This window comes from Aureimonas sp. Leaf427 (genome assembly GCF_001425485.1).
Lineage (GTDB): Bacteria > Pseudomonadota > Alphaproteobacteria > Rhizobiales > Rhizobiaceae > Plantimonas.
This window is the reverse complement of the sequence record NZ_LMQW01000023.1, coordinates 390,265-414,189: the sequence shown is the minus strand read 5'-3', so window position 1 is coordinate 414,189 and position 23,925 is coordinate 390,265. Positions and strand designations below refer to the sequence as shown.

30 protein-coding genes and 2 tRNA genes are annotated in these 23,925 nt (G+C 64.7%); 14 read left to right on the top strand and 18 right to left on the bottom strand.

The annotated features are described in order from the left end of the window. The first annotated feature begins 54 nt into the window (after nt 1-54). Together ASG62_RS26545 and ilvA are read left to right on the top strand one after the other, a co-directional pair. Nucleotides 55-222: a hypothetical protein gene (locus ASG62_RS26545; protein WP_156382168.1), complete on the top strand. Its 168-nt coding sequence runs from the start codon at nt 55-57 to the stop codon at nt 220-222. Continuing rightward, nucleotides 219-1,475, top strand: a complete 1,257-nt coding sequence (gene ilvA, locus ASG62_RS15250; RefSeq protein WP_056692042.1) for a threonine ammonia-lyase IlvA — start codon at nt 219-221, stop codon at nt 1,473-1,475. Before ASG62_RS26545 ends, ilvA begins: the two co-directional genes overlap by 4 nt. A gap of 33 nt (nt 1,476-1,508) precedes the next feature. Here the strand turns inward: ilvA and ASG62_RS15245 are convergent, their stop codons facing one another. Continuing rightward, nucleotides 1,509-2,924: a PLP-dependent aminotransferase family protein gene (locus ASG62_RS15245; protein WP_056692039.1), complete on the bottom strand. Its 1,416-nt coding sequence runs from the start codon at nt 2,922-2,924 to the stop codon at nt 1,509-1,511. A gap of 81 nt (nt 2,925-3,005) precedes the next feature. On the opposite strand from ASG62_RS15245, the gene ASG62_RS15240 reads away from it, so the two are divergent. Beyond that, the gene (locus tag ASG62_RS15240; protein ID WP_244487507.1) at nt 3,006-3,263 is read left to right on the top strand and encodes a DUF1127 domain-containing protein; all 258 of its coding nucleotides are present in this window, start codon (nt 3,006-3,008) and stop codon (nt 3,261-3,263) included. A gap of 15 nt (nt 3,264-3,278) precedes the next feature. Here ASG62_RS15240 and ASG62_RS15235 read toward each other — a convergent pair whose 3' ends face one another. The 6 genes from ASG62_RS15235 to ASG62_RS15210 form a co-directional block, all read right to left on the bottom strand. Beyond that, a complete protein-coding gene (locus tag ASG62_RS15235) occupies nt 3,279-4,268 on the bottom strand; it encodes an alpha/beta hydrolase (protein WP_056692232.1) in 990 nt (329 codons plus the stop codon). An 86-nt stretch (nt 4,269-4,354) separates the two neighbouring features. Then, a complete protein-coding gene (locus tag ASG62_RS15230) occupies nt 4,355-4,885 on the bottom strand; it encodes a GNAT family N-acetyltransferase (protein WP_162245999.1) in 531 nt (176 codons plus the stop codon). Beyond that, on the bottom strand, nt 4,882-5,757 hold the full coding sequence (gene sseA / locus ASG62_RS15225) for a 3-mercaptopyruvate sulfurtransferase (RefSeq protein ID WP_056692033.1): 876 nt from the start codon (nt 5,755-5,757) through the stop codon (nt 4,882-4,884). The genes ASG62_RS15230 and sseA overlap by 4 nt, the downstream gene beginning before the upstream one ends. Before the next feature lie 43 nt (nt 5,758-5,800). Continuing rightward, nucleotides 5,801-6,538 carry an alanyl-tRNA editing protein gene (locus tag ASG62_RS15220; protein WP_056692030.1) on the bottom strand — a complete coding sequence of 246 codons (738 nt, stop codon included), beginning with the start codon at nt 6,536-6,538 and terminating at the stop codon, nt 5,801-5,803. Continuing rightward, nucleotides 6,535-7,581 (bottom strand): cysteine synthase A, encoded by a 1,047-nt coding sequence (locus ASG62_RS15215; RefSeq protein ID WP_056692027.1) that lies wholly within the window; start codon nt 7,579-7,581, stop codon nt 6,535-6,537. The genes ASG62_RS15220 and ASG62_RS15215 overlap by 4 nt, the downstream gene beginning before the upstream one ends. Nucleotides 7,582-7,739: 158 nt before the next feature. Continuing rightward, a complete protein-coding gene (locus ASG62_RS15210; RefSeq protein WP_056692024.1) occupies nt 7,740-9,200 on the bottom strand; it encodes a cryptochrome/photolyase family protein in 1,461 nt (486 codons plus the stop codon). A 402-nt stretch (nt 9,201-9,602) separates the two neighbouring features. On the opposite strand from ASG62_RS15210, the gene ASG62_RS15205 reads away from it, so the two are divergent. The 5 genes from ASG62_RS15205 (at nt 9,603) to ASG62_RS15185 (ending at nt 13,959) form a co-directional block, all read left to right on the top strand. Continuing rightward, a complete protein-coding gene (locus tag ASG62_RS15205) occupies nt 9,603-11,045 on the top strand; it encodes a chromosome partitioning protein ParA (protein WP_162247009.1) in 1,443 nt (480 codons plus the stop codon). A 100-nt stretch (nt 11,046-11,145) separates the two neighbouring features. Then, the gene (locus tag ASG62_RS15200) at nt 11,146-11,646 is read left to right on the top strand and encodes a hypothetical protein (RefSeq protein ID WP_056692016.1); all 501 of its coding nucleotides are present in this window, start codon (nt 11,146-11,148) and stop codon (nt 11,644-11,646) included. Nucleotides 11,647-11,660: 14 nt separating this feature from the next. Further along, nucleotides 11,661-12,161 carry a hypothetical protein gene (locus tag ASG62_RS15195; protein ID WP_156382167.1) on the top strand — a complete coding sequence of 167 codons (501 nt, stop codon included), beginning with the start codon at nt 11,661-11,663 and terminating at the stop codon, nt 12,159-12,161. A gap of 602 nt (nt 12,162-12,763) precedes the next feature. Beyond that, on the top strand, nt 12,764-13,141 hold the full coding sequence (locus ASG62_RS15190; protein WP_082537057.1) for a helix-turn-helix domain-containing protein: 378 nt from the start codon (nt 12,764-12,766) through the stop codon (nt 13,139-13,141). Between the two features lie 275 nt (nt 13,142-13,416). After that, nucleotides 13,417-13,959 (top strand): PAS domain-containing protein, encoded by a 543-nt coding sequence (locus ASG62_RS15185; protein WP_056692008.1) that lies wholly within the window; start codon nt 13,417-13,419, stop codon nt 13,957-13,959. A gap of 898 nt (nt 13,960-14,857) precedes the next feature. Here ASG62_RS15185 and ASG62_RS15180 read toward each other — a convergent pair. The 4 genes from ASG62_RS15180 to ASG62_RS26535 form a co-directional block, all read right to left on the bottom strand. Next, nucleotides 14,858-15,043 (bottom strand): hypothetical protein, encoded by a 186-nt coding sequence (locus ASG62_RS15180; RefSeq protein ID WP_056692004.1) that lies wholly within the window; start codon nt 15,041-15,043, stop codon nt 14,858-14,860. 504 nt (nt 15,044-15,547) lie between these two features. Continuing rightward, complete coding sequence (locus ASG62_RS15175) at nt 15,548-15,808, bottom strand: hypothetical protein (RefSeq protein ID WP_056692002.1); 261 nt, start codon at nt 15,806-15,808, stop codon at nt 15,548-15,550. A 479-nt stretch (nt 15,809-16,287) separates the two neighbouring features. Then, a complete protein-coding gene (locus ASG62_RS26540; protein WP_056691999.1) occupies nt 16,288-16,470 on the bottom strand; it encodes a hypothetical protein in 183 nt (60 codons plus the stop codon). A gap of 568 nt (nt 16,471-17,038) precedes the next feature. Beyond that, on the bottom strand, nt 17,039-17,308 hold the full coding sequence (locus ASG62_RS26535) for a hypothetical protein (RefSeq protein WP_156382166.1): 270 nt from the start codon (nt 17,306-17,308) through the stop codon (nt 17,039-17,041). A gap of 124 nt (nt 17,309-17,432) precedes the next feature. On the opposite strand from ASG62_RS26535, the gene ASG62_RS26530 reads away from it, so the two are divergent. Next, entirely contained in the window at nt 17,433-17,858 is a 426-nt protein-coding gene (locus ASG62_RS26530) for a hypothetical protein (RefSeq protein WP_156382165.1), read from the top strand. Nucleotides 17,859-17,920: 62 nt separating this feature from the next. Here ASG62_RS26530 and ASG62_RS15170 read toward each other — a convergent pair whose 3' ends face one another. From ASG62_RS15170 to ASG62_RS15160, 3 genes are all read right to left on the bottom strand, one after another. Continuing rightward, a complete protein-coding gene (locus tag ASG62_RS15170; RefSeq protein ID WP_056691975.1) occupies nt 17,921-18,118 on the bottom strand; it encodes a hypothetical protein in 198 nt (65 codons plus the stop codon). 10 nt (nt 18,119-18,128) lie between these two features. Further along, nucleotides 18,129-18,413 (bottom strand): hypothetical protein, encoded by a 285-nt coding sequence (locus tag ASG62_RS15165; protein ID WP_056691973.1) that lies wholly within the window; start codon nt 18,411-18,413, stop codon nt 18,129-18,131. A 277-nt stretch (nt 18,414-18,690) separates the two neighbouring features. Continuing rightward, nucleotides 18,691-18,766, bottom strand: a tRNA-Asn gene (locus ASG62_RS15160). Nucleotides 18,767-18,938: 172 nt separating this feature from the next. On the opposite strand from ASG62_RS15160, the gene ASG62_RS15155 reads away from it, so the two are divergent. From ASG62_RS15155 to ASG62_RS27230, 4 genes are all read left to right on the top strand, one after another. Next, a complete protein-coding gene (locus ASG62_RS15155) occupies nt 18,939-19,271 on the top strand; it encodes a hypothetical protein (protein WP_056691970.1) in 333 nt (110 codons plus the stop codon). Between the two features lie 348 nt (nt 19,272-19,619). After that, complete coding sequence (locus ASG62_RS25635) at nt 19,620-19,775, top strand: DUF1127 domain-containing protein (RefSeq protein ID WP_156382164.1); 156 nt, start codon at nt 19,620-19,622, stop codon at nt 19,773-19,775. Between the two features lie 284 nt (nt 19,776-20,059). Next, on the top strand, nt 20,060-20,263 hold the full coding sequence (locus ASG62_RS15150; RefSeq protein WP_056691967.1) for a hypothetical protein: 204 nt from the start codon (nt 20,060-20,062) through the stop codon (nt 20,261-20,263). Nucleotides 20,264-20,332: 69 nt separating this feature from the next. Further along, nucleotides 20,333-20,503, top strand: a complete 171-nt coding sequence (locus ASG62_RS27230) for a hypothetical protein (RefSeq protein WP_164470469.1) — start codon at nt 20,333-20,335, stop codon at nt 20,501-20,503. Nucleotides 20,504-20,667: 164 nt separating this feature from the next. On the opposite strand, the gene ASG62_RS26525 is transcribed toward ASG62_RS27230, so the two are convergent. After that, nucleotides 20,668-21,075, bottom strand: coding sequence for a hypothetical protein (locus ASG62_RS26525; RefSeq protein ID WP_156382163.1), 408 nt, complete (start codon nt 21,073-21,075; stop codon nt 20,668-20,670). A gap of 61 nt (nt 21,076-21,136) precedes the next feature. Between ASG62_RS26525 and ASG62_RS15135 the strand changes: the two genes are divergently transcribed. Then, nucleotides 21,137-21,388, top strand: coding sequence for a hypothetical protein (locus tag ASG62_RS15135; protein WP_056691960.1), 252 nt, complete (start codon nt 21,137-21,139; stop codon nt 21,386-21,388). Nucleotides 21,389-21,518: 130 nt separating this feature from the next. Here ASG62_RS15135 and ASG62_RS25630 read toward each other — a convergent pair whose 3' ends face one another. The 3 genes from ASG62_RS25630 to ASG62_RS15125 all read right to left on the bottom strand — a co-directional run bounded on the left by ASG62_RS25630 (nt 21,519) and on the right by ASG62_RS15125 (nt 23,875). Next, complete coding sequence (locus ASG62_RS25630) at nt 21,519-22,313, bottom strand: DUF4145 domain-containing protein (RefSeq protein WP_162245998.1); 795 nt, start codon at nt 22,311-22,313, stop codon at nt 21,519-21,521. Nucleotides 22,314-22,458: 145 nt separating this feature from the next. Beyond that, a tRNA-Cys gene (locus ASG62_RS15130) sits at nt 22,459-22,532 on the bottom strand. 191 nt (nt 22,533-22,723) lie between these two features. Further along, nucleotides 22,724-23,875, bottom strand: coding sequence for a D-alanyl-D-alanine carboxypeptidase family protein (locus ASG62_RS15125; protein WP_056691957.1), 1,152 nt, complete (start codon nt 23,873-23,875; stop codon nt 22,724-22,726). Between the last annotated feature and the right edge of the window lie 50 nt (nt 23,876-23,925).

Here is a 23,925-nt window from a genome sequence, read left to right as displayed (position 1 = left end):
CATTGCGGGGGCCGAGCCCGGCCGTCCGGCTCGCCACCCCCAGGAGTTTCGATCATGTCCGCCCGTTCCCACGTCCTCGACGGCGCAAGCCGCGCTGCGTCCTTGGCCGCCGCCGAGGCTCGTCTTTCCGCGATTCTCGGATGGGCCGTGCGGGGCGACATCATTATCGGAACCACGGAGGCGGGCGCCGGCGCGCGCCCGGGCTCGGTGACGCAGTCATGAGCGATGCCGCCTTTCTCGACCGGGTGGCCGATGCCGAACGCGCGATCCGCCAGCTTTTCCCCGAGACGCCGCTCCAGCTGAACGAGCATCTCTCGGCCCGCTACGGCGCGCGCGTCTATCTTAAGCGCGAGGACCTGACCCCGGTCCGGTCCTACAAGCTGCGCGGCGCGTTCAACTTCATGCGCAAGCGGCTGGAGGAGGGCTCGGCCACGGGCGCCTTCACCTGCGCCTCCGCCGGCAATCACGCCCAGGGCTTCGCCTTCGCCTGCCGCCATTTCGGCTTCAAGGGCCGGGTCTTCATGCCGGTGACGACGCCGCAGCAGAAGATCCAGAAGACGCGCATTTTCGGCGCGGGCGCCGTCGAGATCGAACTCGTCGGCGACTATTTCGACGATTGCTACGCCGCCGCCAAGGCCTATGCGGCCTCCTCCGGCGCCGCGATGGTGCCGCCCTTCGACCATGAGGACATCATCGAGGGGCAGGCGACGGTCGGCCGCGAGATCGAGATGGAGCTCGGCGCCAAGCCGGACATGCTGGTCCTGCCCGTCGGCGGCGGCGGTCTCGCCTCCGGCGTCACTCGCTATTTCCTGGCGAAGGGCGGCGAGATGCCGGACATTCGCCTCGTCGAGCCACTGGGCGCGCCGAGCCTGCACACCAGCCTGGTGCGCGGGGAACTGACGCGCCTGCCGCAGATGGAAGGCTTCGTCGACGGCGCCGCCGTCGCCGAAATCGGCGCTCTTCCCTTCGAGACGCTGCGCCGGTTCTCGCCGGACAAGGTCGTGCTTTCGCCAGAAGGGCGGCTCTGCAAGACCATGCTGGAAATGCTGAACCTCGAGGGCATTGTTCTCGAACCCGCCGGCGCCTTGGCCATCGACGCGCTGAACGCGCTGGGCGAAGAGGTTCGCGGCAAGACGGTCGCGCTCGTCGTCTCCGGCTCGAACTTCGACTTCGAGCGCCTGCCCGACGTCAAGGAGCGCGCGCTGCGCTTCGAGGGGTTGAAGAAGTACTTCATCCTGCGCCTCGCCCAGCGCCCCGGCGCGCTGCGCGATTTCCTCGGCCTGCTTGGCCCCGACGACGACATCGCGCGCTTCGAATATCTAAAGAAGTCCGCCCGCGATTTCGGCTCGATCCTTCTCGGGATCGAGACGAAGGATACGGCGAGCTTTCCCGCTTTGTTCGAGCGCTTCGAGGCGAACGGCATCGCCTACCAGGACATCACCGAAAACCGCATCATGGCGGATCTTCTGATCTGAGCGGTCGGCGGGCCTCGTTCGAGGGGCCCGCCGTCAGATCTCCGCGTCGTAGCCGGCGACGCCGCTGTCGAGAAGGCGGCGCAGGATCGTGAAGCCGGTTCGGATCTCGTCCAGCGAGCCGGAGGAGAAGGCGACGCGCGCGCGGTGGAAGGTTCGCTCCATCCGGTCGGCCTTGAACTCGTCCTCGTCGTCGATGATCGCCCCCTCGCGCAGCGCCGCCGTCTTGAACGTGCCGGAGAGCCAGGGCGAGGGCAGCTTCAGCCAGAAGAACGGGACATGGGGGTGCGAGGCGAAGTCGTAGCCTTCGAACACCGCCCGCGCCAGCGCCTCGCGTCGCGAGACCTCCGCCCGGCACCGCCGCTCGATCTCCTTGGCCTCGCCGGAGACGACCAGCCGCGCGCCGGCCTCCGCCAGGATGAAGGAGAGCCCGCCCGTCATCATCTTGTGCGTCGTGCGCACGCGCTGCGCATAATGGGCGGGGCAGGCGACCCAGGCGCCGCGAAGGCCCGCCGCGACGGCCTTCGACAGGCCGCCCGCCACGAAGGTCCGCTCCGGCGCGAATTCCGCGATGCGCGGCAGCGCGTCGCCGGACATGGCGCCGTAGAGATCGTCCTCGATCAGCCAGACCTCGTGGCGCCGCGCGATCTCGGCGATGGCGCGTCGGCGGGCCTCGGAGAGGATGGAGAGCGTCGGATTGTGCGCGGCCGGCATCAGGAAGGCGAGCTTGGGATGCTGCTGCGCGCAGACGCGCTCGAAATCCTCCGGCACCATGCCATGCTCGTCGGTCTCGACGATGACGGTTCGCCGCCCGAGAAGCCGGGTGCTCCGCGCGAACTGGCTGTAGGTCAGTGCCTCCACCACGACCCTCTCGCCGGGTGTGACGAGCGCCAGGACGACGGCGAGCGAGCCCGCGAGCACACCTTGCGTCGGGACGATATCCTCCGGCTTCGGCCGAAAATCGCCCCGCCCGAGCCAGGATGCGCCCGCCTCCAGCCAGAGATCCGGCGTCCGCCGCGAATAGCTCGCGATCTCCTGCGGATGGTCGCGCGCGACGGACGCGAAGAGCTCGCCCATGACGGCGGCCTGTCCGACCTCGGGCGCCGCCGTCGTGTCGAAGCGCAGCTTGTCGGCCGGCACCTCGGCAAGGCGCGTTCCCTGAAGATTGGCGGAGAACGTGTCGACGGTGGCGCCCGGCGCCGCCTGCGAATGACCGAGCACATAGGTCCCGCGCCCGACCTCTCCCGCGACGAGCCCGCGCTCGCGCAGCATCGCATAGGCACGCCCGATTGTACCGATTGTCACCTTCAGATCGAAGGCGAGGTCCCGCTGCGGAGGCAATTTGGAATCCGGTGGCAGCGTGCCATCGCCGATCGCCTGCTCGATCGCATCCGCGAGGCGTCTGTAGAACGGGCCGGGGCCCTCGGACGGAGTGGGAAACCAACTTGTCATCGTGACAAGAGACTAGCTTGCCAAGATGACACTGTCAATTGTACCCCTTATGCAGAGATTGGCTGGATAGGAATGGGTACAATGAGAGACAATCGCGGAGAGTGGAGTGCGTTGAACGTCGCTCGCCAGACGGATGTCCTGTTCCGTGAGCGGATGGCCCTGGCCGCGGTCGCGATCGCGCGCACGACGGTCGATATGGTTCGCTTCGTGACCTTTCGCAGCGATCTCTACCGCAGCCGCCAGCAGCTTCGCGAGATGAGCGACGCGCAGCTTCTCGACATCGGGCTGACGCGAGAGCAGGCGAATGCGGAAGCCGCACGGCCGTTCTTCGAAGACTGAACGGGCCTTCCCAGCCTATTTTGCCGGAAGGGCCGCGATCCAGTCGGCGATGCGGGCGGCCAGTTCCTCGGTCGTCTGCGGCGAGAGGATGCGGCCGGCGATGACATGGTTCGCGGGATCGCCGGACGAGGGAACCTGCAGCACCTGCTTCGGCCCGCCCCAGCGCGCGGCTACCGCCTCCGTGGCGGTGGGGTCGACCACCGTGTCCGCGGGCGAATAGAGGAAGAAGGCGGGAAGCGTGATCGCATCCAGCCGCGCCGCGACCGTCGTTCGGACGAGCGCGGCCATCGGAAGGAGGGCCGCTGTCGGGTAGCTCACCGTCCAGTTCGCGGCCTGAGCGTCGTTGACGGGCGTGAAGCTGTAGGTCTCGTCGGTCAGCCAGGGTAGGAGATCGCGCGCGAAGGGCAGGTCCAGCACGAAGGCGTAGCGCTGGGGCAGGCCGAAATTCGGCGAGACCAGCACCAGTCCGTCCATGCTCTTGGCGAGATCGGGCAGCGTCGCGCCGAGCGTCGCAAGCGTCGCGCCCGTCGAGGTCGAGATCACGACGACGCGCTCGCCGATCTCGCGACCGATGGCGAGGGCCTCGGCAAGATCGTTGACCCAGTCGTTGACGCTCGCCTCGCGCATGGCGGCTCCGTCGCGGCCGTGGCCGGCGAGGCGCGTGAAGTAGAGATTGGCGCCGAGCCGCTCGGCCACCTCGTCCGGCAGGGGGCGGAGGTCCTCGCGCGAGCCGGAAAATCCGTGGATGTAGACGACGGCGAGCGGCGTCTTGGCGCGCGAGGCCGGATAGGCCCAGACGATCGACTTCGCCGCATCCGGCCGCAGGTTCGGAACGTCGGCTTCGGTCCGCGCCAGATAGGCGTCGGGGTCCGCCCCGATGGCGGCGGGATCGAAGCGGAGCGTCAGATCCGCCGGCTCGCGCGGCCCGAAGAGCCAGACGCCGCCGGCAGCGAGCGCGAGAACGACGACGAGCGCGAGAACGAGGCGTAGGATCAAGGCGCGCATCCGGTTCGTGGGCATTGCGAAGCGGCTTAGCCCGTTTCGCCGCGCTGCGACAGAGTCATCTCCGCGCAGGGTCTTCCGACCCTATCTCAGTCGTCGATCGCCGGCGTCGAGACGCTGCGCGTGCCCGTGATCGTGAAGCCGAACTCCCGGTAGAGCCGAAGGGCGGCGGGATGGTCCAGCTCGTTCGTCTCCAGGGTGACCGTGCGGGCGCCGGTGGCGAAGGCCGCGTCGACGGACTGGCCGAGCAGGAAGCGCGCAAGCCCGGCGCCCTGGAAATCCGGCATCAGGCCGAAATGCACGATTCGCGTCTCGCCGGGCTTGCGCGCCGCATCCAGCTCGAACCAGCCGGCGGGCGCCCCGCCGATGGTGAGGACATGCACCTCGATGCCGGGATGGCGGAGCTCCGAGAGCAGTGCGTCGTCGGCGAGGTTGCGCGAGGTCCAGTGATGCGCCCGCCCGACCTCGCGATAGAGATAGCGATAGAATGAGAGCGGGATGTTGCGCACCCGCTCGACCCGCGCATCGGCATGGGCGGCCGGCGGCTGCGCGAGGCGCGGCGGCGCGGCGCGCAGTTCGAGATAGGTGACGACCGTCGAAAGGAGACGGACGATCTTCACGGACGGGTCGCCGCGGCAGATCCGGACTTGGCGGCGGGGCCGGTCTCGACGGGCGTATCGGCCGCCGAGCCCCATTCGGTCCACGAGCCGTCGTAGAGCCTTGGGCGAGGGGCTTCCAGCCTGTCCATCGCCAGATTGATGACGGCGGCGGTCACGCCCGAGCCGCAGGTCGTGACCATCGGCGCCTCGGGATCGAGCCCCGCCGCTTCGAAGGCGGCACGAAGCTCGTCCGGCGATTTCAGCCGTCCGTCCGAGACGAGGTCCGAGACCGGCAGCGAAAGTGCGCCCGGCATGTGGCCGGCACGCACGCCTGCGCGAGGCTCCGCCTCCTCGCCCGCGAACCGCCCGGCGGGACGCGCGTCGGCGATCGGCAGCGAGCCGGTCTCGACGAGGTCGCGCATTTCGGAGAACCCGACCACGGCATCGCCGTCGTAGAGCGTCACGAAGCGCTGCGCCGGCCGCTGCACGGTGCCGCTCTCGACGGGAAGTCCCATTGCGACCCAGGCGGGCAGTCCGCCGTCGAGAACGCGTACGGTCCGCGCGCCGAAGGTCTTGAGAAGCCACCAGGCGCGCGGCGCGGAAAAGAGGCCGAGACCGTCGTAGACGACGATCGTGTCGCCCTCCGTCACGCCGAGCCCGCCGATATAGGCCGCGAAATCGAGCGAGGAGGGGATCGTATGGGGCAGTGGCGACGAGGCGTCCGAGGCGGCATCGTGATCGAAGAAGATGGCGCCGGGAATATGCGCCGTCCTGTACTCGGCGACGGGATCGCGCTTCTGCGCCGGCAGATACCAGGAGGCGTCGAGCACGACGACGCCGGGCCGCCCGAGAAGAAAGGACAGGGCTTCGGGGGAGATCAGCGTTTCGGTCATGGATCTGCTCTGAAAGGATGTTGGCGGCGGCGGACGGCTGGCGTCAGGCGGGCAGGGGGCCGAAGCGGATGCGGAACCGTCGGTTCACCTTCCCCTTCTTCTCGATCTTGCCGACATGGATCTCGCCGATCTCGGACGTTTCCTGCACATGCGTGCCGCCGCAGGGCTGGGCGTCGATCGAGCCGTCCTCGCCGATCGTCACGAGCCGGATGCGGCCGCTGCCGCGCGGCGGCTTCACGTTGGCCGATTTGACGAGGCTGGGATCGGCATCGAGCTCGGCATCGGTGATCCAGCGCGTGCCGACCGGATGGTTCGCGGCGACGAGCGCCATCAGCGCTTGCGTCACCGCCGCCTTGTCGGTCTCGGCATCGGGAATGTCGAAATCGATCCGGCTCTCCTCCTCGCCGACCGAAGCACCCGTCACGGGATAGGGGCAGACGACGGTGAGCAGGTGGCAGGCCGTGTGCATGCGCATCAGCCTGTAGCGCCTCGCCCAGTCGACATGCAGGACCAGCGTCTCGCCGGGTTCCGGCAGGACGGCGCCGTCCTCGGCGAGAAGGCGGATCGTGCTCTTGTCGGCAGAGCGGACCGTGTCGAGGATGCGGATCTGCCGCCCGTCGCTTGTCTCGACGAAGCCGCTGTCGCCCGGCTGGCCGCCGCCGGCGGAAAAGAAGTTCGAGCGGTCGAAGACGAGCGCGGGGCCCTCCTCGATGCGCAGGAGCGTCGCCTCCATCGTGGAGAGATAGGCATCCTGCAGATAGGCGGCCTCTGTCTCGCTCATGCCGCGTCCGGCGCGAGATAGGGAATGTCGAAGCTCGGCTCGCGCCCGATCCAGCTCGGCGAGGGCAGGCCCTTCGTCGCCAGGAATTCTGGGTTGAAGAGCTTGGACTGATAGCGGTTTCCGTAGTCGCAGAGGATGGTCACGATCGTATGGCCGGGGCCCATCTCCTTCGCCATTCGGATGGCGCCGGCAATGTTGATGCCGGACGAGCCGCCGAGGCAGAGGCCCTCGCGCAGCGTCAGGTCGAACACGATCGGCAGCGCCTCCGCGTCGGGGATCTGATAGGCGAAATCGGGCGTGAACCCTTCGAGATTGGCGGTGATGCGGCCCTGGCCGATGCCCTCCGTGATCGAGGAGCCTTCCGAGGCGAGGGTGCCGCTCGTGTAGTAGCTGTAGAGGGCCGCGCCCATCGGGTCGGCGATGCCGATCTTGATGTGGCCCGAGCGGCGCTTCAGGCCCATGGCCGTGCCGGCCAGCGTGCCGCCGGTGCCGACCGCGCAGATGAACCCGTCGATCTCGCCGCCCGTCGAGTGCCAGATCTCCTCGGCGGTGGTCACGACATGGCCCTCGCGGTTCGCGACATTGTCGAACTGGTTCGCCCAGATCGCGCCGGCCGGATGCGTCTTCGCCAGCTGCTCGGCGAGCCGGCCTGAGAGCTTCACGTAATTGTTGGGGTTCTTGTAGGGCACCGCCGGAACTTCGACGAGCTCGGCGCCCATCAGCCGGAGGGCGTCCTTCTTCTCCTCGGCCTGCGTGTCCGGGATGACGATCACGGTGCGATAGCCGAGCGCGTTCGCGACGAGCGAGAGGCCGATGCCGGTATTGCCGGCCGTGCCTTCCACGATAAGGCCGCCCGGCTCCAGCAGCCCCTTCTCCTCCGCGTCCCGGATGATGAAGAGCCCGGCGCGATCCTTCACCGACTGGCCGGGATTCATGAACTCGGCCTTGCCGTAGATCTCGCAGCCGGTTTCCTCCGAGGCCCGGTTCAGCCGGATGAGCGGCGTGTTGCCGATGGCATCGAGGACATTGTTGTATCGGGGCATGAAGAGCGTCAGCCTGATGCGAGGGGACCTGATGGGAACCTATGGCTGCCTGCGCGGCAAGGCAAGAATGCGCAGGTCGCGCTGGACCGCTTGTGCGCCAATACCGTCTTTCCCGCGCCCCTCCGCCGGAAAATTCGTTTGCCGCGTCCGGCCGGGCGTCATTGCGATGCCGGCCGCGTCGCGCGATAGACGGCGAGCGCCCGCTCGCGCGCCTTGCCGTGATCGACGATGGGCTCGGGGTAGGTCTCGCCGAGCCGGATGCCGGCCTTCTTCAGGGACGCTGCGCCCGCCAGCCAGGGCGTATGGATGTCCTTGTCGGAAAGCTTTGCGAGTTCGGGCAGGTAGCGGCGGATATAGGCGCCGGTCGGATCGAACTTCTGCCCCTGCGTGATGGGGTTGAAGATGCGGAAGAAGGGCTGCGCATCCGCTCCCGAACCGGCGATCCACTGCCACTGCGCGGTGTTGCTGGCGATGTCGCCGTCCACAAGCGTGTCCCAGAACCACTGCTCGCCTTTGCGCCAGTCGATGAGGAGGTCCTTCGTCAGGAAGGAGCCGACGACCATCCGCATGCGGTTGTGCATCCACCCCGTCTGCCAGAGCTGGCGCATGGCGGCATCGACGATCGGATAGCCCGTCCGTCCGTGCTGCCAGGCCTTCAATTCGGCTTTCGTGCCCTGCCAGTCGAACCCGTCGAAGCGCTTGTTGATGTTCTCCCGGTCGATCGCGCCGACATGGTGGAGGACGTGATAGTTGAAGTCGCGCCAGATCAGCTCCCGCCGGAAGGTCTCGATCGCCTTGCCGGGGATGCGGCTGCCGCGGGCTTCTTCCTCCGCGCGATGCCAGAGGCGGTAGGGCGAAATCTCGCCGAAGCGCAGGTGCGGCGACATGCGCGTCGTTCCGTCCGCGGCCGGCAGCTCTCGGCTTTCGTCGTAGCCGGCGAGAATGGAATCGCAGAAATGCCCGAACCGCTCGTGCGCGGCGGCCTCGCCGGGCGTCCAGGTCTCCCGCAGGCCGCCGGACCAGTCCGGCTTGGTCGGCAGGAGCTTCCAACCGGCCAGCTTGTCGGATCGGGGAAGCCCGCCCTTCGGCGCCTTCAGGCTCTTCGGCGCATCCATCGGATCGCGCGGCTCGCCGGCCGCCCGCAGCGATTTCATGAAGGGCGTGTAGACCTTGTAGAAGCCCCCGGTCTTGGTGCGCACGCCGTCGGGATCGTGCAGGATATGGGCCTGGAAGCTTTCGACCTCGACCTCTTCGAGCGCGGCGGCGATGGCCGCGTCCGCCGCATCGGCGGGCCGGTGGTAGCGCCGGTTCATGAAGAGCGCGCCGGCCCCGATCTCCCGCACGATGTCCGGCACGACCGTCTCCGGCGCCCCCCGGCGCAGGACGAGGCCCGAGCCGATCGATGTCAGCGAGGCATCGAGGGATTGGAGCGAATGGTGCAGCCACCAGCGATGGGCCCCGCCGAGCGGCCGGCCCGCGCCATCCTCTTCGAGAACGACGAGCGGGACGACAGGCCTGCCGGTCTCGGCGGCATGGGCGAGGGCGGGATTGTCGTCGAGGCGCAAATCGTCCCGCAGCCAGACGACGACCGGACTCCGATCCTCACCGCTCTTGGTCATGGCCGCCCCTTCCAAACTTTCCGCAAAGACGCGCGGGAGCCCGCATATGGACAGCGCCGATGGAAAGTCGACCTTGGCAAACGGCGGATCTAGGGGAAGGCTTGCGCAGCGGAGCCGTTCGCGGCGGCGCGCACGTCCAGCGACCCGATGATGCCGCTGGGAAGGCGCCTCAAAACTGTGAAATCATCTTCTAAGTTGCACGCAAGCCACGGAAACATGGTACCGATTACGGCACATATGAACGGGCCGTTAAAACCGCTGTTTCTGGCGCAACGAATTTGCTTAATGAGCACGCCGAGCGGCTCTGCGCGAAAGAAGGCATGACGAATGGGTTCCTCCTGGTCGCTGTTCGGGCGCTCTTCGAAGTTTACCAAGACGGACCAGCAGGGCGAGGAACAGCGGATGGATAAAGCTGTGCCGCCGAAGGCCGAGACGGAAAAGCTGCCGCCCGAGCCGACCGCGCAGCTGGCGCCCCTCGACGGCATCGGGCAGCGCAACGAGCTTCTGCGCGTCCGCTTCGGCCATATGATCGACCGCCTGGACGACCTGAAGACCCTCAGCGAAGACTTCAACCAGATGATCCGGCCGCTGGAGGCGATCGTTCTGGAGCTGCCGCATGCGAAAGCGCGCGTGCAGGAGACCGAGGCCCTGCTCTCGCGCGAGCTTGCCGCCAGCCAGGAGCTTCGCCGCGAGGTCGACGGGCTGTCGAGCCAGCTCTCCGCCTCGCAGGGCGAGGTGACCAATCTTCTGGCACGCGCCCGGAAGTTCGAGGCCGAGATCCTCGAACTCGACGCGGTGAACGAGGAGCGTCGTCTCGTCGTGATCGAGAAGACGCATCTTCTGGAAACCGCGCAGAAGCAGCTCGCCGCCGAGTCCGACCATCGCGAGCATCTGGAGGCCGAGCTGGCCTTCAAGCGGGCGGAGAACGAGACGAACGAGCAGTCGCTCCAGCGCGCGGAAGGCCAGCTGCGGCGCGATGCCGAGCAGCTCGCCATGTACGAGCAGGAGGTTCGCCGCCTCAACAACCTGACGAACAGCCAGCTCGACCGGGTCAACAGCCTGGAGGCGCGCAACGCCGATCTCGCGCAGCAGCGCGAGGCCCATCTCCACGCGATTTCCGCGATCGAGGTGCGCCTTCTCGACGAGCAGGCGGTGCGCGAGAAGGTCGATGCCGAGCACGAGGCCGCCGTGGCGCTTCTGGCCGCCGAGCGGTCGGGCCTCGCCTTGAAGCTCGACGCGGTGTCCGCCCGCCTCGCGACGACCGAACAGATTCTGACGGGCGTTCGCAACCAGCTGCGCGAGAAGGACGAGGCCTTCCGCTCCGCCGAGCGGATGCTGAAGGAGGCCGCCATCGAGCGCGCCGCGGTCGAGCGCCGTCTGGAGGGTCTTCGCGCCGAGAACTACCACTACGTCACGCAGAACCAGGACGGGCAGCGCCAGCGCCAGGAGCTGGAGGATCGCGCCGAGATGCTGACCAAGGCGCTGGCGGCCAAGGACGCCACCCTGGAAAACGCGACGACCAAGATTTCCAGCCTCAGCAGCCGGTTGGAGACGCTGACCAAGCGTTTCGAGAACGACCGGCTGTCGCTCGAGGCCGCCAACCGGCGGCTCGTCGAGGAGCTGGAGGGCGAGCGGGCCGAGCGCACTCTGGCGCAAGGGGCGCTCGAGATCGCGCGCGAGAACCGCGTTTCGCTGCAGCGCCAGAACGAGGTGCTGAAGCGGCAGGCGCGGGCGCTCCAGAGCCAGGGCGACGAGGGCGAGAACACCGTTCAGTTCTCGATCGATCGCGGTCTCGACACGTCGAATGTCAGCTTCTTCTCCGTGCAGGACAAGAAGTCCGAATAAGTCTCGGGCGCGTCGAGCCTTCGGGCCGGCGTCGTTTGAATTGCGGTCAGCGCAAGCCGGTTTCCGGACTTGCCGAATGGAACATCTGGGGAGAGCGGACATGGGTGTTGAGGCGGAAGTCAGCGAAGTCGATCTGGACAGCTCCTGGTCGCTGCGCGGCCCGAGCGACGTGGTTCGGGTCGAGAACGGACGCGACAAGGTGACGAATCTCAGCGCGGTCTCGGCCCGAAACCTCTCCGCCTCGGCCGAGGAGATCGAGCTGCAGACCGCACCGGCGCCTGCGCAGTCCTCGACGCTGTCCCAGACGCCCCGCCGCGACTGGGCGGCCGCCCTGACCCTCGTGCAGGAAGCCGCCGAGGCGATCCGTCTCAGCGAGGAGCGGAACGAGGAGTTGCGCCGCGAAGCGGAAGAGCAGGCTCAGCAGCATCATTCCGACCTCACCGCGCTTCATGGCCAGCTGCGCGCCGCACAGCGCGAGATCGAGGCCGCCAACCAGCGGGCGAGGGCGGCCGAGCAGCGCGCGAGCGAGGCCAATGACTGGCTGACCCGGCTCGACGACGCCATCACCGCCAATCTCGGTGCCGTCGGTCGCTCGTCGTGATGTCGAGGTTGGGCGTGATCGACCGGGACGAGGGGCTCGATACCGCCCTCGGCGAAATGGAAGCCGCTCTCGACCAGGCTGTCGAGGCGACGCCGGACGAGGCCCTGGATCTGCGGGGCGCGCTCTCGGTCGTCGAAGTGCCGACGGCCGCCCTGCCGACGCCCAGCCGCGACTGGCCGACCGCCCTTCGGCTCGTCGAGCGGGCGGCCGGCATCATTCAGGACTACGAGAAGAAGTTCGTCGCGATCGAACAGGATGCGCGAACCTTCATCCAGCGCGTCAACGAGGAGCAGCTCCGCTACACACGCTGCATCGCGACCCTCGAGCAGCAGCTCGCCGAGGCCGAGAAGCGCGCGGCCGAGGCCGAGGCCGCTCTCAAGACTGCCAAGGTCACGATCTGGGAAACCCGGATCGAGAATCGCGACTATCAGAAACGGCTCGCCGAAGCCGAAGCCGAGCTTCGCAATTCCAGCTCTTATATCCAGAAGGTCGAAGACCTTCTCGGCGGGCTCTGACCGGTCGTCGGCATTCGGCCGAAGCTCATGCCGAAGTTCGGACGGGCCGCCCCGGGTTTCGAAGGGACGTTCGTGCGCCCCATCGTCTCGCGCATGTTGCGCAAAATCGGCCGTCGTTGTCATGCACGCCCCGCAATGACGCGACGATCATCTTGAACCGAGCACGGCCCCGCCGTTGACGGGTCTCATACCCGCGAGGCCGGCAAAAGGGGCGCTAACGGCGCTGCCGCAGCTGGACCTTTACCGGCGCGCGAAGGGCCGGCGGGCCGGCGTCGTTTCCCATCTCATCGACCGTGGACCGCTCGGAGCAGGCTGAAACGAGCCGGAAACAGCCTCTTCCATCGGCCTGTGAGCGCCCATCGTCGTCATCGCGACGGCAATAGTTCTGTGAACATATACAGGACTTCGCTGGTCTCGCCCTTGATGTGTTTTGGCTCTCTGTAATGGCGACTTAACACTTGTTATGTCTATCGCGGTTTTTCCTTATCCGATCTTGCGGAATGACGCGTCTGATGCAAAATGCGTCTTGGCGAAAAGAAAATTTGTAGGACTTACGTTCTTTTGTAGAACGGAATTAGTATAATCCGGCTGGACGAATTCCCATGCGTGATCAAGTCGATACCCTCCCATCCACCACGAAGCGCGTCTCGGATGTGGATCGCCAAGTGGGGGCGCGGGTCAAAGCGGTGCGGAATCATCTTCGGATGTCCCAGTCCCTTCTGGCATCGAAGATCGGTGTGACCTTCCAGCAGGTGCAGAAGTACGAAAAGGGCACGAACCGCGTCGGAGCGAGCCGTCTGCAGCGGATCGCTGATGCCTTGGGCGTCAGCGTGTCGTCCTTCTTCGACAACACGGCCGTCTCGACAGGCTTCGACCTCGAGGAATACGTCCACATCCCCGACCCGAACCTGCGCCTCCAGGTCGTGAAGCTCGTGGAAGCGTTCGAGCAGCGCAAGGCGAGCCTCGCCGCGCAACGCTGAACTTCGCCGTCGAAGAGGGATCGCGGCCGAATCGGCGGTCCTGCCGCCAACGGTCTCGTATGCGCGTCGAGCGCGCCGATGGCATCGGCTCGCGTTTGGGGTCGGCGCGAAACCGGCGTTTCCATGTCCGCGCGACGCTCTCCGGCGTTGGTCGGGTCTCGCGTCTTCAAAACGGAAGCAGATCTATGTGTTCACCCGTCATTTGACGTGACGAACCGTTGTTCCCATGGTTACGTCGCCTCCGGGTCAAGCAGCGAGGCGGGCAGGGAACGGCATTGATCGAAAAACTGACCGAGCGTTTTTATGCAGGCACCTGGATCTGGTGGATCGAGGCGAACAAACTTATTGGCGACGACGTCGTCGCCGATCTTTTCAATCTCGATCGAGATCTCCTGAAGGAGGGGGCGCCGATCGAAACGGTTCGCGAAGCCATCCATCCTGACGATCTCCAGGCCACGCTCGACGGGGCGCAGGCGTCGATCGACGATCGCAGCCCCTACCGGGCGAGATTTCGGGTTCGGCGACGGGACGGCCTCGTGCGCGAAGTGATGGCGGTCGGCCAGTGCTTCTTCGAAGACGACCGGATCGTGCAGTTCGTGGGGACCACGATGGAGATCGCGCCCGCCACGGCGCGCCATCCGACGCTCGATCAGTTGACCGCCGAGGTCATCGCAGCCTGCGACACGGCCCGGGCGCTGAACGAGCCCTTCCGTCTTCATCTTCTCGAAATGGTCCTCAAGGATATCGGCACCGCGACGGCAAAGACCCTCGACCTATCGCCTCTGTCTCAAGGCGACCCGGCTTGGCGAAGCCATTGACGGCGAAGCGGGATCGGATGGCAGACCCAAGCCTCGCCGTGTCGATCATCCTGCCGGTATCACGCGATCCGGGCGGCCACGCTCTCCTCACGCGGCCCAAAGATCACTAGCCGATCCTCAGCCGATGCAATTCAGGTGGAAGCCTCGAGTGATTCGCTCGCGACGCTGGAAACCGTCATGCGTCCCCAGCGCGCCTGCTTGTCATTGATAGGGCCTTCACACCGCTACCACATCAGTAACCCTCTGCTCCTGTTGCAGCAGAGCACAAGAAGGACGTCGCATTCAGTCGCTTGAGACAGTATCGAAATCAGTCTCCCCGTCGAGCGGCCTCAATCGAAACGCTGCTTTGTCTTTGGCGACTATCGAACAAGCAACCAGATGCTTGCGATCGTACACCAAATTCCGACGGACAAGGCCAATCCGTTCGCAATTCCCGTCGCCGGCCCCATACGATAGGCCAGCATTAATTGTGATGTACTCTTAGCAATGTGTCTCATCGTGTCTCTCCCTGTTCAAGACAGTACAGAGAGGGAAAATTCATAGCAAAACAAAACCGTCGTGATTTGAATAAAAATCGGTTTATTGCTTTGCAGCATAAGGGAAAACGGCGGCCACCATTTGGGAAATTTAGTCTGTCTCGCGGAGTGTTTTCTGTCGCGATCCGTGTGCCCGCATGCTGTGCGATGACGATACCCCTCCCGGTCGCGGAGCCGTCCGCTCGACCGTAGGACCCGACAATAGCGTGCGGTGGTAAGATGAAACGCTTGGGAGGAGATGCTGTCGACGCCGTCTTAAGCCATCGGCATCTCGGCGCTCGGGATGCGCTTCGCAGTGATACCGCTTCACGCTTTCGATGAGAAAGAGCGAGGCGCCGGTCCGGTCGACTTCGAAGCGCTGCCTACGGCCACAAAGCGAAAAGGATCAAGCTTCCCACCCAGGCCAGAAAAGCCAGCCAAGCGAGCATCAACGTGGCGGCGAATGCCAGGACGATGACGATCAACGGCTTCTCCCAGCGAGACGAGGGGGTGCTGGTCGAAGGCGTTTCGAGAAGTCGCCCCTGCGTTTCCTCCACACTCGTCATCATCGATCATCCTACCCACACGATTACAGCGCGAAATGCCATGGGCTGATCTTAAACCCGATCGAAAGTGAACCCACGATTAACTTCCCATTAAGACTAACGAAATCCTGCGAGCCGATCGGCGCCGGAAAGCTTTAAGCGTTGCGCAGCAAGGTCTTTTCGACAGAGCGAACCGCTCGACGCTAGAGATCACGGTTGATGTCCATCGTCATATTCGGTGATCGCGTGCGCGGCCGGCAGTCTGGCCGTTGCGCGTATCGCGTGCTGCGACTCATCTCCGGCAGTGCTTGGGGCGCCGAGAAGGAGAAAGGGCGACTAACCTTCGACACGTCACCCCCCGCAGGTCTTTGCGGTTGCCTCGAAGGCGGCGAACGCTCTCGGAGCCACTGCGATCTCTGTCTGTCGACGTCGCGGTCATTCACGACGGGCGGGACCGATCGAACGGATATCCTCCATTCGGCAAGGCTGGTATCGCGATCGGACGCCTGTGTGAGCGCCCGCTGCCGCTTACGTCTCGGCGAGACGTTTGGCAGCCTCGCTAAAGATCCTGTGCACCGCCGACGACGCCTCCGGGAGGTCTGACCCGCTCTGCAACGGGTGGACCGGGGCGGACACGGGACCGACGATGTCGGCGACGGTCGTCGCGACATCGAAGGCAGGCCAGCCATTCGCAATGGCCTGCTCGGCAATGGCCTCGAGAGAACGGGCGTCCAGATTGACCCCGTCGGGCTCCGTTCTGTCGAGGCGGGAGGTCTGCGGGCCTTTCATACGGTTCCGGGGCATCCGGAGGATGCCCGAGAGAGGCTGGACTTCAGTCGACGTCGGATGGCGAAGGTCATCCTCAATCCTTTAAATTTCGATTCACTAATGGAGAGTTACGGCGTGCCCACGTGGGCCCACTCGGTTCTGCAAGAAAGATAAGACCGCCGTATCGATCGGCCCGGCACAATCAGGATGACGCGGGCTCTCACATCATCTTGTTCCAAATCGAAAACTTTAATCGTTTGTTGTGCGATGCAGCAACGGGCGGCATGCTGTATTCGCCCTCAGTCACGATTATCTACCTTGTCAGATTTATGACGAAGTGTAGCCATCGCGTCGGGAGGAACGAGCATGGAAACTCAGCGCGGAACGGCGAAGCGGCCGGATGCGGATCAGCAACTGGGAACGGCGATCGGCATCGCGAACGGCATCGCGCTATCCTTGAGCCTCTGGTGCGTCTTGGGCAGCGCTTGGGTCTTGTCTCGCTAGACGAGGCCCGACAGGAGCCAGTAGAGCGCCCAGGCGAGGAATGCGAACCACCCGAGCATGAGGCCGATGGCCAACATGATGACGCCGGCCAGAATGCCGCGCTCGATCCATCGGCGTATCCGTCTCACCGGCGTGCGGGTCGAGACCGATGGTGGCAATTCCTGCGTTTCGAGTGACATTCCGCGCCTATGCAGCCATTGACGATTGCTAACGCTCCCTTCCTTTAAAAGTTCATCGAGCGCAATCGTCTTTCTTGCTTCGTTAAATACTTAACGATGCGGCGGAATTGCTCGGATAAGCGTGTGTCTCCGCCGTCGTGGATGATGGCGGCGTCACCGGTCTTTCGATGCCCTTGCCGACTATTGGCTTGGTGCTTCCTGCGCGATGTCGCGCCAAGCGCCGGCGGATTCAGAATGGCGCCACGGTCATCGCCACGGATCGGGTATCAGGGGCGGGACACTCGCGATCGGCAGCGTCCGCACCAGTCGCTTTGCGACGATCGATCAAGCCCGTCCGACGTCGCGCTGACCATCGCCGATGATCACCTCTGCCCCTTGTCGGTCCATCCATGATCGTCGTTGGCTTCGATCGTATCGAGCGCTGAACCTGGGCCCCTTTCCAATCGCCCGTCACCCACCTCCGCGTGCGATTTGACGGCGGCTCGTCATGTCGATGGCCCAGGCATAGCGGGCACGTCGGGATCGAACCGGTGCGGTGGCCGTTCTGTCGATAGGAGGACACCATGATTCAAACGAGGACACGGAACAGGAAGCTCTTGCGCCGGCTCGACGAGAAGCTCGCGCGGACGGACCCTTTGAGCCCGTCTAAAGGCTTCGTCGCGGGCGGACTGATCAGCGCGATGATCTGGGGCCTTCTCGCGGTGATGATCTCTTGAGCGCTGATTGCTCCCGCCGAACAGATCGGCGCCGGCTCGCCGAGTGCAAGGCTGTCGGCTTCGCTCGGCCGTTTGGCGAAGGGATATGCCGAGGATTGCCCGAAGCCACTGCCGATTTGCATTCGTGAGGATCGAATGGGCGGGGCAGGCCGACCGGCGCATTACGTAGCCAGGCATTCCGGCGTCGCTTTCCGCGGAACGGCCCTGCCGCTCGAAACGTCTCTTTCTCACACACGGGAGAAAGACATGAAAATCATGTCGTTGATCGCAGCGGCGGCCATCCTCGCCGCATTCCCCGCATTCGCCCAGTCCGGTGGTGGTTCAGGCGGTGGTTCGGGAGGCTCTTCGGGAGGATCATCCGGCGCGTCGTCGAGCGGCGGGGCTTCCGGCGGCAGCTCGTCCGGCAGCGGCACATCGGGTGGCGCGTCCTCCGGCGCTACGTCATCCGGGACGGCGACGGGCGGTTCCGAAAGCGGCTCGGTCGGCAACAACGCAGGCGCCGCGACGGATGCCGGCACGGTCGGCGCCGGTGCCGCCCAATCGAACGCAAAGGACGGCGCGGGCGCAGCCTCGCAGCCACAGGGCCGCTCCGATGGGTCCGACGGGAAAGACTTGCCGCTGCTGCCGAATGGGCAGCCGAGCGACGATACGGGTGAGAAGCCGAAGTCGTAACATGGACGAGGCCCGCAGCTTTCGCGACGGGCCTCGCCTTTTCCGTCGTCTGAAGCCGGTCTCTACCGGCTGGACCCGCGCCGACCAACGCTCTCCACGGCCGTCCGAATCGCGTTCTTGCGCTTGCGCCGGTCCATGTTCGGCTTCAGCGCGCCCTTCAGCATCTCCTCGCCGATGGCGGTCTTCTCGTCCTTCGTCAGCTCACGCCGCTTGATGGCGACGGCTTCGGCTTCGAAGCCCTTCAAGAGTTCGTCCGACATCGCTCGTTCCCTATGCTTTCGAATCGACGAGAACGCCGAGATCCGAGTCCCATTCGACGCCATCCAGTTCGACGCGGACGTCCAGTCCACGCCCGGCCGCGAAGTCGCGCGCGTCGCGAAGAACGGTCCGCGGCTCTCCTCTGGCCGGATACTCGAAGGTCAGGTCCTCGGCCCCCGAACCCTCGACGGTCGCCTCGGCGCCGTCCCGCTGCCCATCCTTGAAGAGACGGACCTTCACGTAGGCGCTCGTTTCGTTGCCCATGAGCGGAAAGTAGAGATGCGTTTCGGCTGTCATAATGTGTCTTCGCCTCCTGTCTTCGTCGGGTAACGCTCGAAAGCGGAAGAAGGACGAGTCCGGTCGGCGAAATGCCCGGCACGGATCGACGGGCAGACTTAAGGAAGAGATGGGGCAGGGTGCGACATCCCCCGAACATAAGGGGGCGGGGCTTTCCGATGTCGGGGCTGCCGAGGGCGGGCAGGGCGCGTCGCGCGATGACGATCGGGCCAATGGCTGAACCGAGGCCGAGATGGGCCGCGCATCGGAACAACGAAGCAGATGATAGGAGCCGAAATGGCTCCCCGAGTAGGACTCGAACCTACGACCTAGCGATTAACAGTCGCGCGCTCTACCAACTGAGCTATCGGGGAAAGGCACGTCTCTCGTGCGCCGCTGCCTATAGCAAAGGCTTCTGCGGTTTGCCAAGCGCCTTGGCCGAGATTTCTGCCGTTTGTCGGATTTAATATGGAGAGATACCCTTCCCACAGCCTCCGCCGGTGCCCATCTCGGTTTGGCTTCTCGTCTCATATCAAGGGTTTGACCATGGAGTCTCCACGATCGTCCGGCTGGTTCCGGCTGAAGGGTCGGATGCTCGATATCTTTGGTCGCCGCTTCCAGCTGCCGGAATCGCCCTACAAGCGCATGCTGATCGGAGCCCTCTTCATCCTGGGCGGCTGCCTGTCCGTCCTGCCCATCTTCGGGATCTGGATGCTGCCGCTGGGGCTCCTCATCCTCTCCATCGACATCGCGCTCGTGCGCCGCTGGCGCCGGCGCAGCGAGGTGAGGTGGGTTCGCTGGTGGGCGCGTCGGCGGGGAGAAAAGGGGCCCGTCGTGGTGGCTTCCACCATCCCGCCCGATCAGGACAGGCTGCCCTGATCCGAGCGGGTCGCTTTGCGCCGAACGAACGCAAGGCTTTTCGGATTTGCCGTTTTCCGCGGCGGAGCGGTCGAAGGGCGGCCGTCCGGCAACTTTTCGGTCGCCGCAAAAGTGGGGTGCCTTGCTCGTGGCTGCATGACAAAGCCCGAAAAACAGAGCGATAACAATTGGTTGGAAACATCGAGACTTTGGAGTGCTTGATCCGCCATAACACCGGATGCTGAATCAAAGCTTAACGCCCTGCCGGCCTCATGACCTGCCTGCATAGCTTGTATGCAGCATCTGCGCTCCTTTTGGGCAGCTATTGCCTTTATATGGGGCATATCAAATCCGAAGAGAGTTCCGAAAATGTTCGCCCGCCTCGCCCAGCGCATCAGTGCTTATCGCTCTCACCGCCAGACCGTCGATCTCCTTTCGCGCATGGAAGACTACCAGCTGCGCGACATCGGCCTGAATCGCGGCGACATCGATGTGATCGCCAAGGGCGGCCGTCTGGCCGCCTGATCGGCCGGTTCGATCTGCTGTTCATGAAAAGGCGTCCTTCAGGGCGCCTTTTTCGTTTTGGGCGGCAGCGATCCGCCGCCTCCATTCGATCGCCATGTTTGCCATGTGAATCGCCGCCGTCGCCCGACCGCGCGCCGCCGATCCTTCAAATGAAGGCATTCCTCTTTGCAACCCGGCATCCATGCGCGCGCAAAGGTACGAAAACAGGACGGGCTCTTCAGCGGCCCGCAACGGTTCGGAGCGCAGCCTGATCCCGTCCAGGCAATGAAGAAGTGGAGTTTTCAATGAGCCAGATGATGACGACCATCGAAGTGGACCAGTTCGCGGCGGCTCGGGCCGGCGACTTCAGGCACCCTGCGAGCATTCTGGCGCGCCTCGGCATCGAATACGAATACGAGGCGGAAGCCGACCAGGGCGACGTCGTCGTCTTCCACCACTGCGTCAACATCCCGGCGGCGTTGCCCGTCTACGTAACGGCGCATCGCTGAGCGAAGATACCCGCTTGGAACCTCGGCGGCTCGCCCTACTTGCGGGCCTCCATTGCCGAGGAGACTGCCGTGTCCAATACCGATTCCGGGCCCTACGAAGAGGGCAAGATTGCCGCATCCGAGGGCCGGCGCATCACCGCCAACCCTTACGAGAAAGACACCGACGAATTTGATCTCTGGCGTGAGGGCTTCAAGTCCGACGAGGACGAGGAGTCCGACGACGACATGTCGGACGAGTAACGCGCCATCGGCGCGGAGCGGTCGGGAAGTGGCCGCACGGGGATCGGCTCGCCGAAGCCGTGCGACAAATCCGGGCGTTCGAGAACGATCGACCTCCCCGACGGTCCAAAGCCGATGTCCTGCCGCTCGCCGAACGTCGGCGGGCGGCCACATAGGGAAGCGGGTCACCACGAACGGGCCATGGCGACGACCGACAGCCCCTTCATGGCGGCCGATAGCCGATAAGGCGCGCGGATGCCGGTTCGGCGTTCGAAGGTCCATGTGCCGAACGTCGTGGGAATCCCCAGCACGAAAGATACGCCCGTCGCCGCAAGGCTTCCCCATCGCTCTCCATCGGCGACCGGGCCAAGCGCCAGAGCGATCAAAAGAACGGCGAAGGCTGCGAAGGCCGCGCTCATCGGACGATAGATCGCTCGGATCAACACGCGCAGTGTTGGTGTCAGCGGCGTTCCACTCTGCTCCAGCGCAAGTCGATGAGGAGATGCGGGGACGGGACCGAACGCATACTTCGCGGCTAAGCCAAGCAGGCCGGCTGCAAGAAGCCGATAGAGTCCCAAGGCAATCTCGACCATGCGATGCCCTCCGGCCTGCGGGTGAGTCTACAGATCGTAAGGCTTCAGCCGCGTCCAGCGCGTGTCACCTCCCATTGCCGGCGAGTTGCAGCTCGTGGTCGAACCCCGTCTTGCCGATCCTCGCGCTTGGTACATCGTTGCCGATCCCGCCGTTCACGACGGCGCTGAATACAGCCTATTGAGCGGGAACGAGCAGCCTTTCACCGACTCGCGTTCCGGCTTCGACGTTGATGGCGTAGAGTTCAAGATGCGGCACGACTTCGGCGCCGGATGGACGGACTATCGCTCCTGGTACACGAACCCCGGCGCCTAAGCGCCGGCACGAGACCTGGCCGCCGGGGCGGCCGGATGAGGCCCGCAGGGGCCGGCTCCGGGGGGGGGCGTGTAATCCTTCTCCGGCATCTCTAAGAGGGCTCGCGCTAAGGCATGGCGCGGGCCCTTTTCTATGCTTTGCCGTCTCGCTTCTCGATCGCTTTCTGGGCCCCCTCTGGCAGCGAACTGAAGAGACTGTCCAAGACAGCTGGTTCTGTGATCATTTTCTCTACGGTCAAATTCACGAGGCTGAAGAGCTGCCTGGCAACTAGATCCGTATCATCAAAAGAAATCTGTCCAGGATGCACGGCATTATTCCCGACCACCCGAACGATATCCATCGCCTGCTGGACGCGGACATCCAGTCCTTTGGCAACAAGTTTTCCAATTTCTTTGTCAATATTCCTTCCATCCCCTCCAAGATGCTTGCAAAGCATTTGCAGCGCCAATCGAAGAAGCGCTGATGCACCCCTAGGCGATGCGGGCAGGATGACGCTTGCCTCATTGTAGACGGCTTTTACGTCGGCCGGCATGTCGCCAGCGGCAGCAGGGGCGGTTCCAACACTAGGATATACTAACCTGTCAGCAATCCAAATTGCGATCTCATGACAATTATAGCATTCAGAAATGTTCACTAATATTACATTGAAGTTAGAGTAGTGCTCCGATCGCTCAAGGAATGGCTGCAGGCTAGAAGCCTTCTCAAAAAATCTTTCCATTGCCTCCTTCTTTTCTCCAAACTTTTCGAAGTCAATCGTGAGGCGATCAATCGGAGACGGATAAAACGGTAGAACGTCCTTCTTCAACAGATCCGCCGACAGCTTGTACCAAAATTGCCGTGCTAGCGCGTGGCAGTGCGGGCAATTGAACGCGGTCAACGAAGTCGACGGGCTTATCTCTGTCACGCTCTGATTCTCCGATTCCATGTCGCGTTCTTGTAGCGTGGAGTTGCCGAGCCTCGCAGAAAATCGTTGGAGATCAATGGTATCGGTTTGCAACATGGTGCGACATGAAAAGGGGACCGGCCTTAGGCCGATCCTCACTTAAGCACCTGAAATCGCTAAGATCTGTTGGAGGCCTCGCCGAGAATCGAACTCGGATGCAAGGATTTGCAGTCCTCTGCGTAACCACTCCGCCACGAGGCCCCTTAGGAGCGGCTAAGTACTGATCTGGCGGGGGATGCGCAAGGGGCTGGAAGCGGCAATCTCGAAACCATCCACGGCACTTTGTCGTGAGACACGTCGTAAGCTTGTCCGCGTGACGTCGTCGGCGACTCGGGATCGAACGCGATCGGGCGTCGGCGTCCCGACATGGGCCGGCCGACCTCTTCGCGGGTTCAGCCGAAGAGGCCGGTGATCTTCGCCGTCATCCACTGCATGAGGGAGGCCTCGTCGACCGCGCCGCCGGCGACGACCGGAGCCTCGCCGACGACCTTGTCGCCGAAGGTCACCTTGACCGTTCCGAGCCGGTCGCCCGGCTTCACCGGCGCGACGACCTTCGGATCGAGGGTGAAGGCGTGCTGGTAGCCGTCTTCCTGGCCGCGGGCGGCAAGGACGCGGATATCGTTGGAGACGATGGCGGGTACGCTCGGCACCGCGCCGTTCTCCACCGAAACCTCGCCGGCCGGCATGTCCTTGGCCACCACGACGAGGTCCTCGAAGCCGTTCAGCCCGTAGGTCATCAGTTCACGCGCCGCTTCCGCGCGCGCCTTCACCGAGGGCAGGCCGGTAATGGCGAAGATGATGCGCCGCTCGCCGGCCTTGGCGGAGGCGACCAGCGCATAGCCGGAAGCCTGGGTGTGGCCTGTCTTCAGCCCGTCCGCGCCGAGCGCCAGGAGCGGGTTGCGGTTGCGCTGGACGATTCCGTTGAAGTGGAACTCCTCCTCGCTGAAGAGCGGGTAGTGCTCGGGATAGGTCGAGATCAGATAGGTCGCGAGCTTGTCGAGATCGCGCATGGTGACGTGCTGCTCGGGATCGGGCAGGCCGTGCGGGTTCATGAAATGCGACGCGGTCAGGCCGATCTTCTTGGCCTCCGCGTTCATCATGTCGGCGAAGACGGAGACGCTGCCGGCGATGCCCTCCGCGGCGACGATGGTCGCGTCGTTGCCGGACTGGATGATGATGCCCTTGATGAGGTCGGCGACGCTGACGCTGGAGTTCAGCGGCAGGAACATGGTCGAGCCGCCGGAATTGGCGCCGCCTTCGCGCCAGGCCTTCTCCGAGACGAGGAACTCGTCCTCCAGCTTCAGCCGGCCGTCCTTCAGCCGGTCGAAGATGACCGCGACCGTCATCAGCTTGGCGAGGCTCGCGGGCGGATGGGCCTCGTCGGCATTCTTCTCGAAGAGCACCGTGCCCGTGCCGACATCGGTGAGGATCGCCGCCGGCGCCTGCGTGTCGAAGGCATGGGCGGAGCCGGACGCCGCCAGCATCAGGAGAGCCAGAGCCCCGCTGCGGCCGAGGCCTCTCGTCACGTCGCCAAGGATACGCATGATCTCTCCCGACACTTCGGAGCGGTGTGGAAGACGGAGCTTAACGCCGC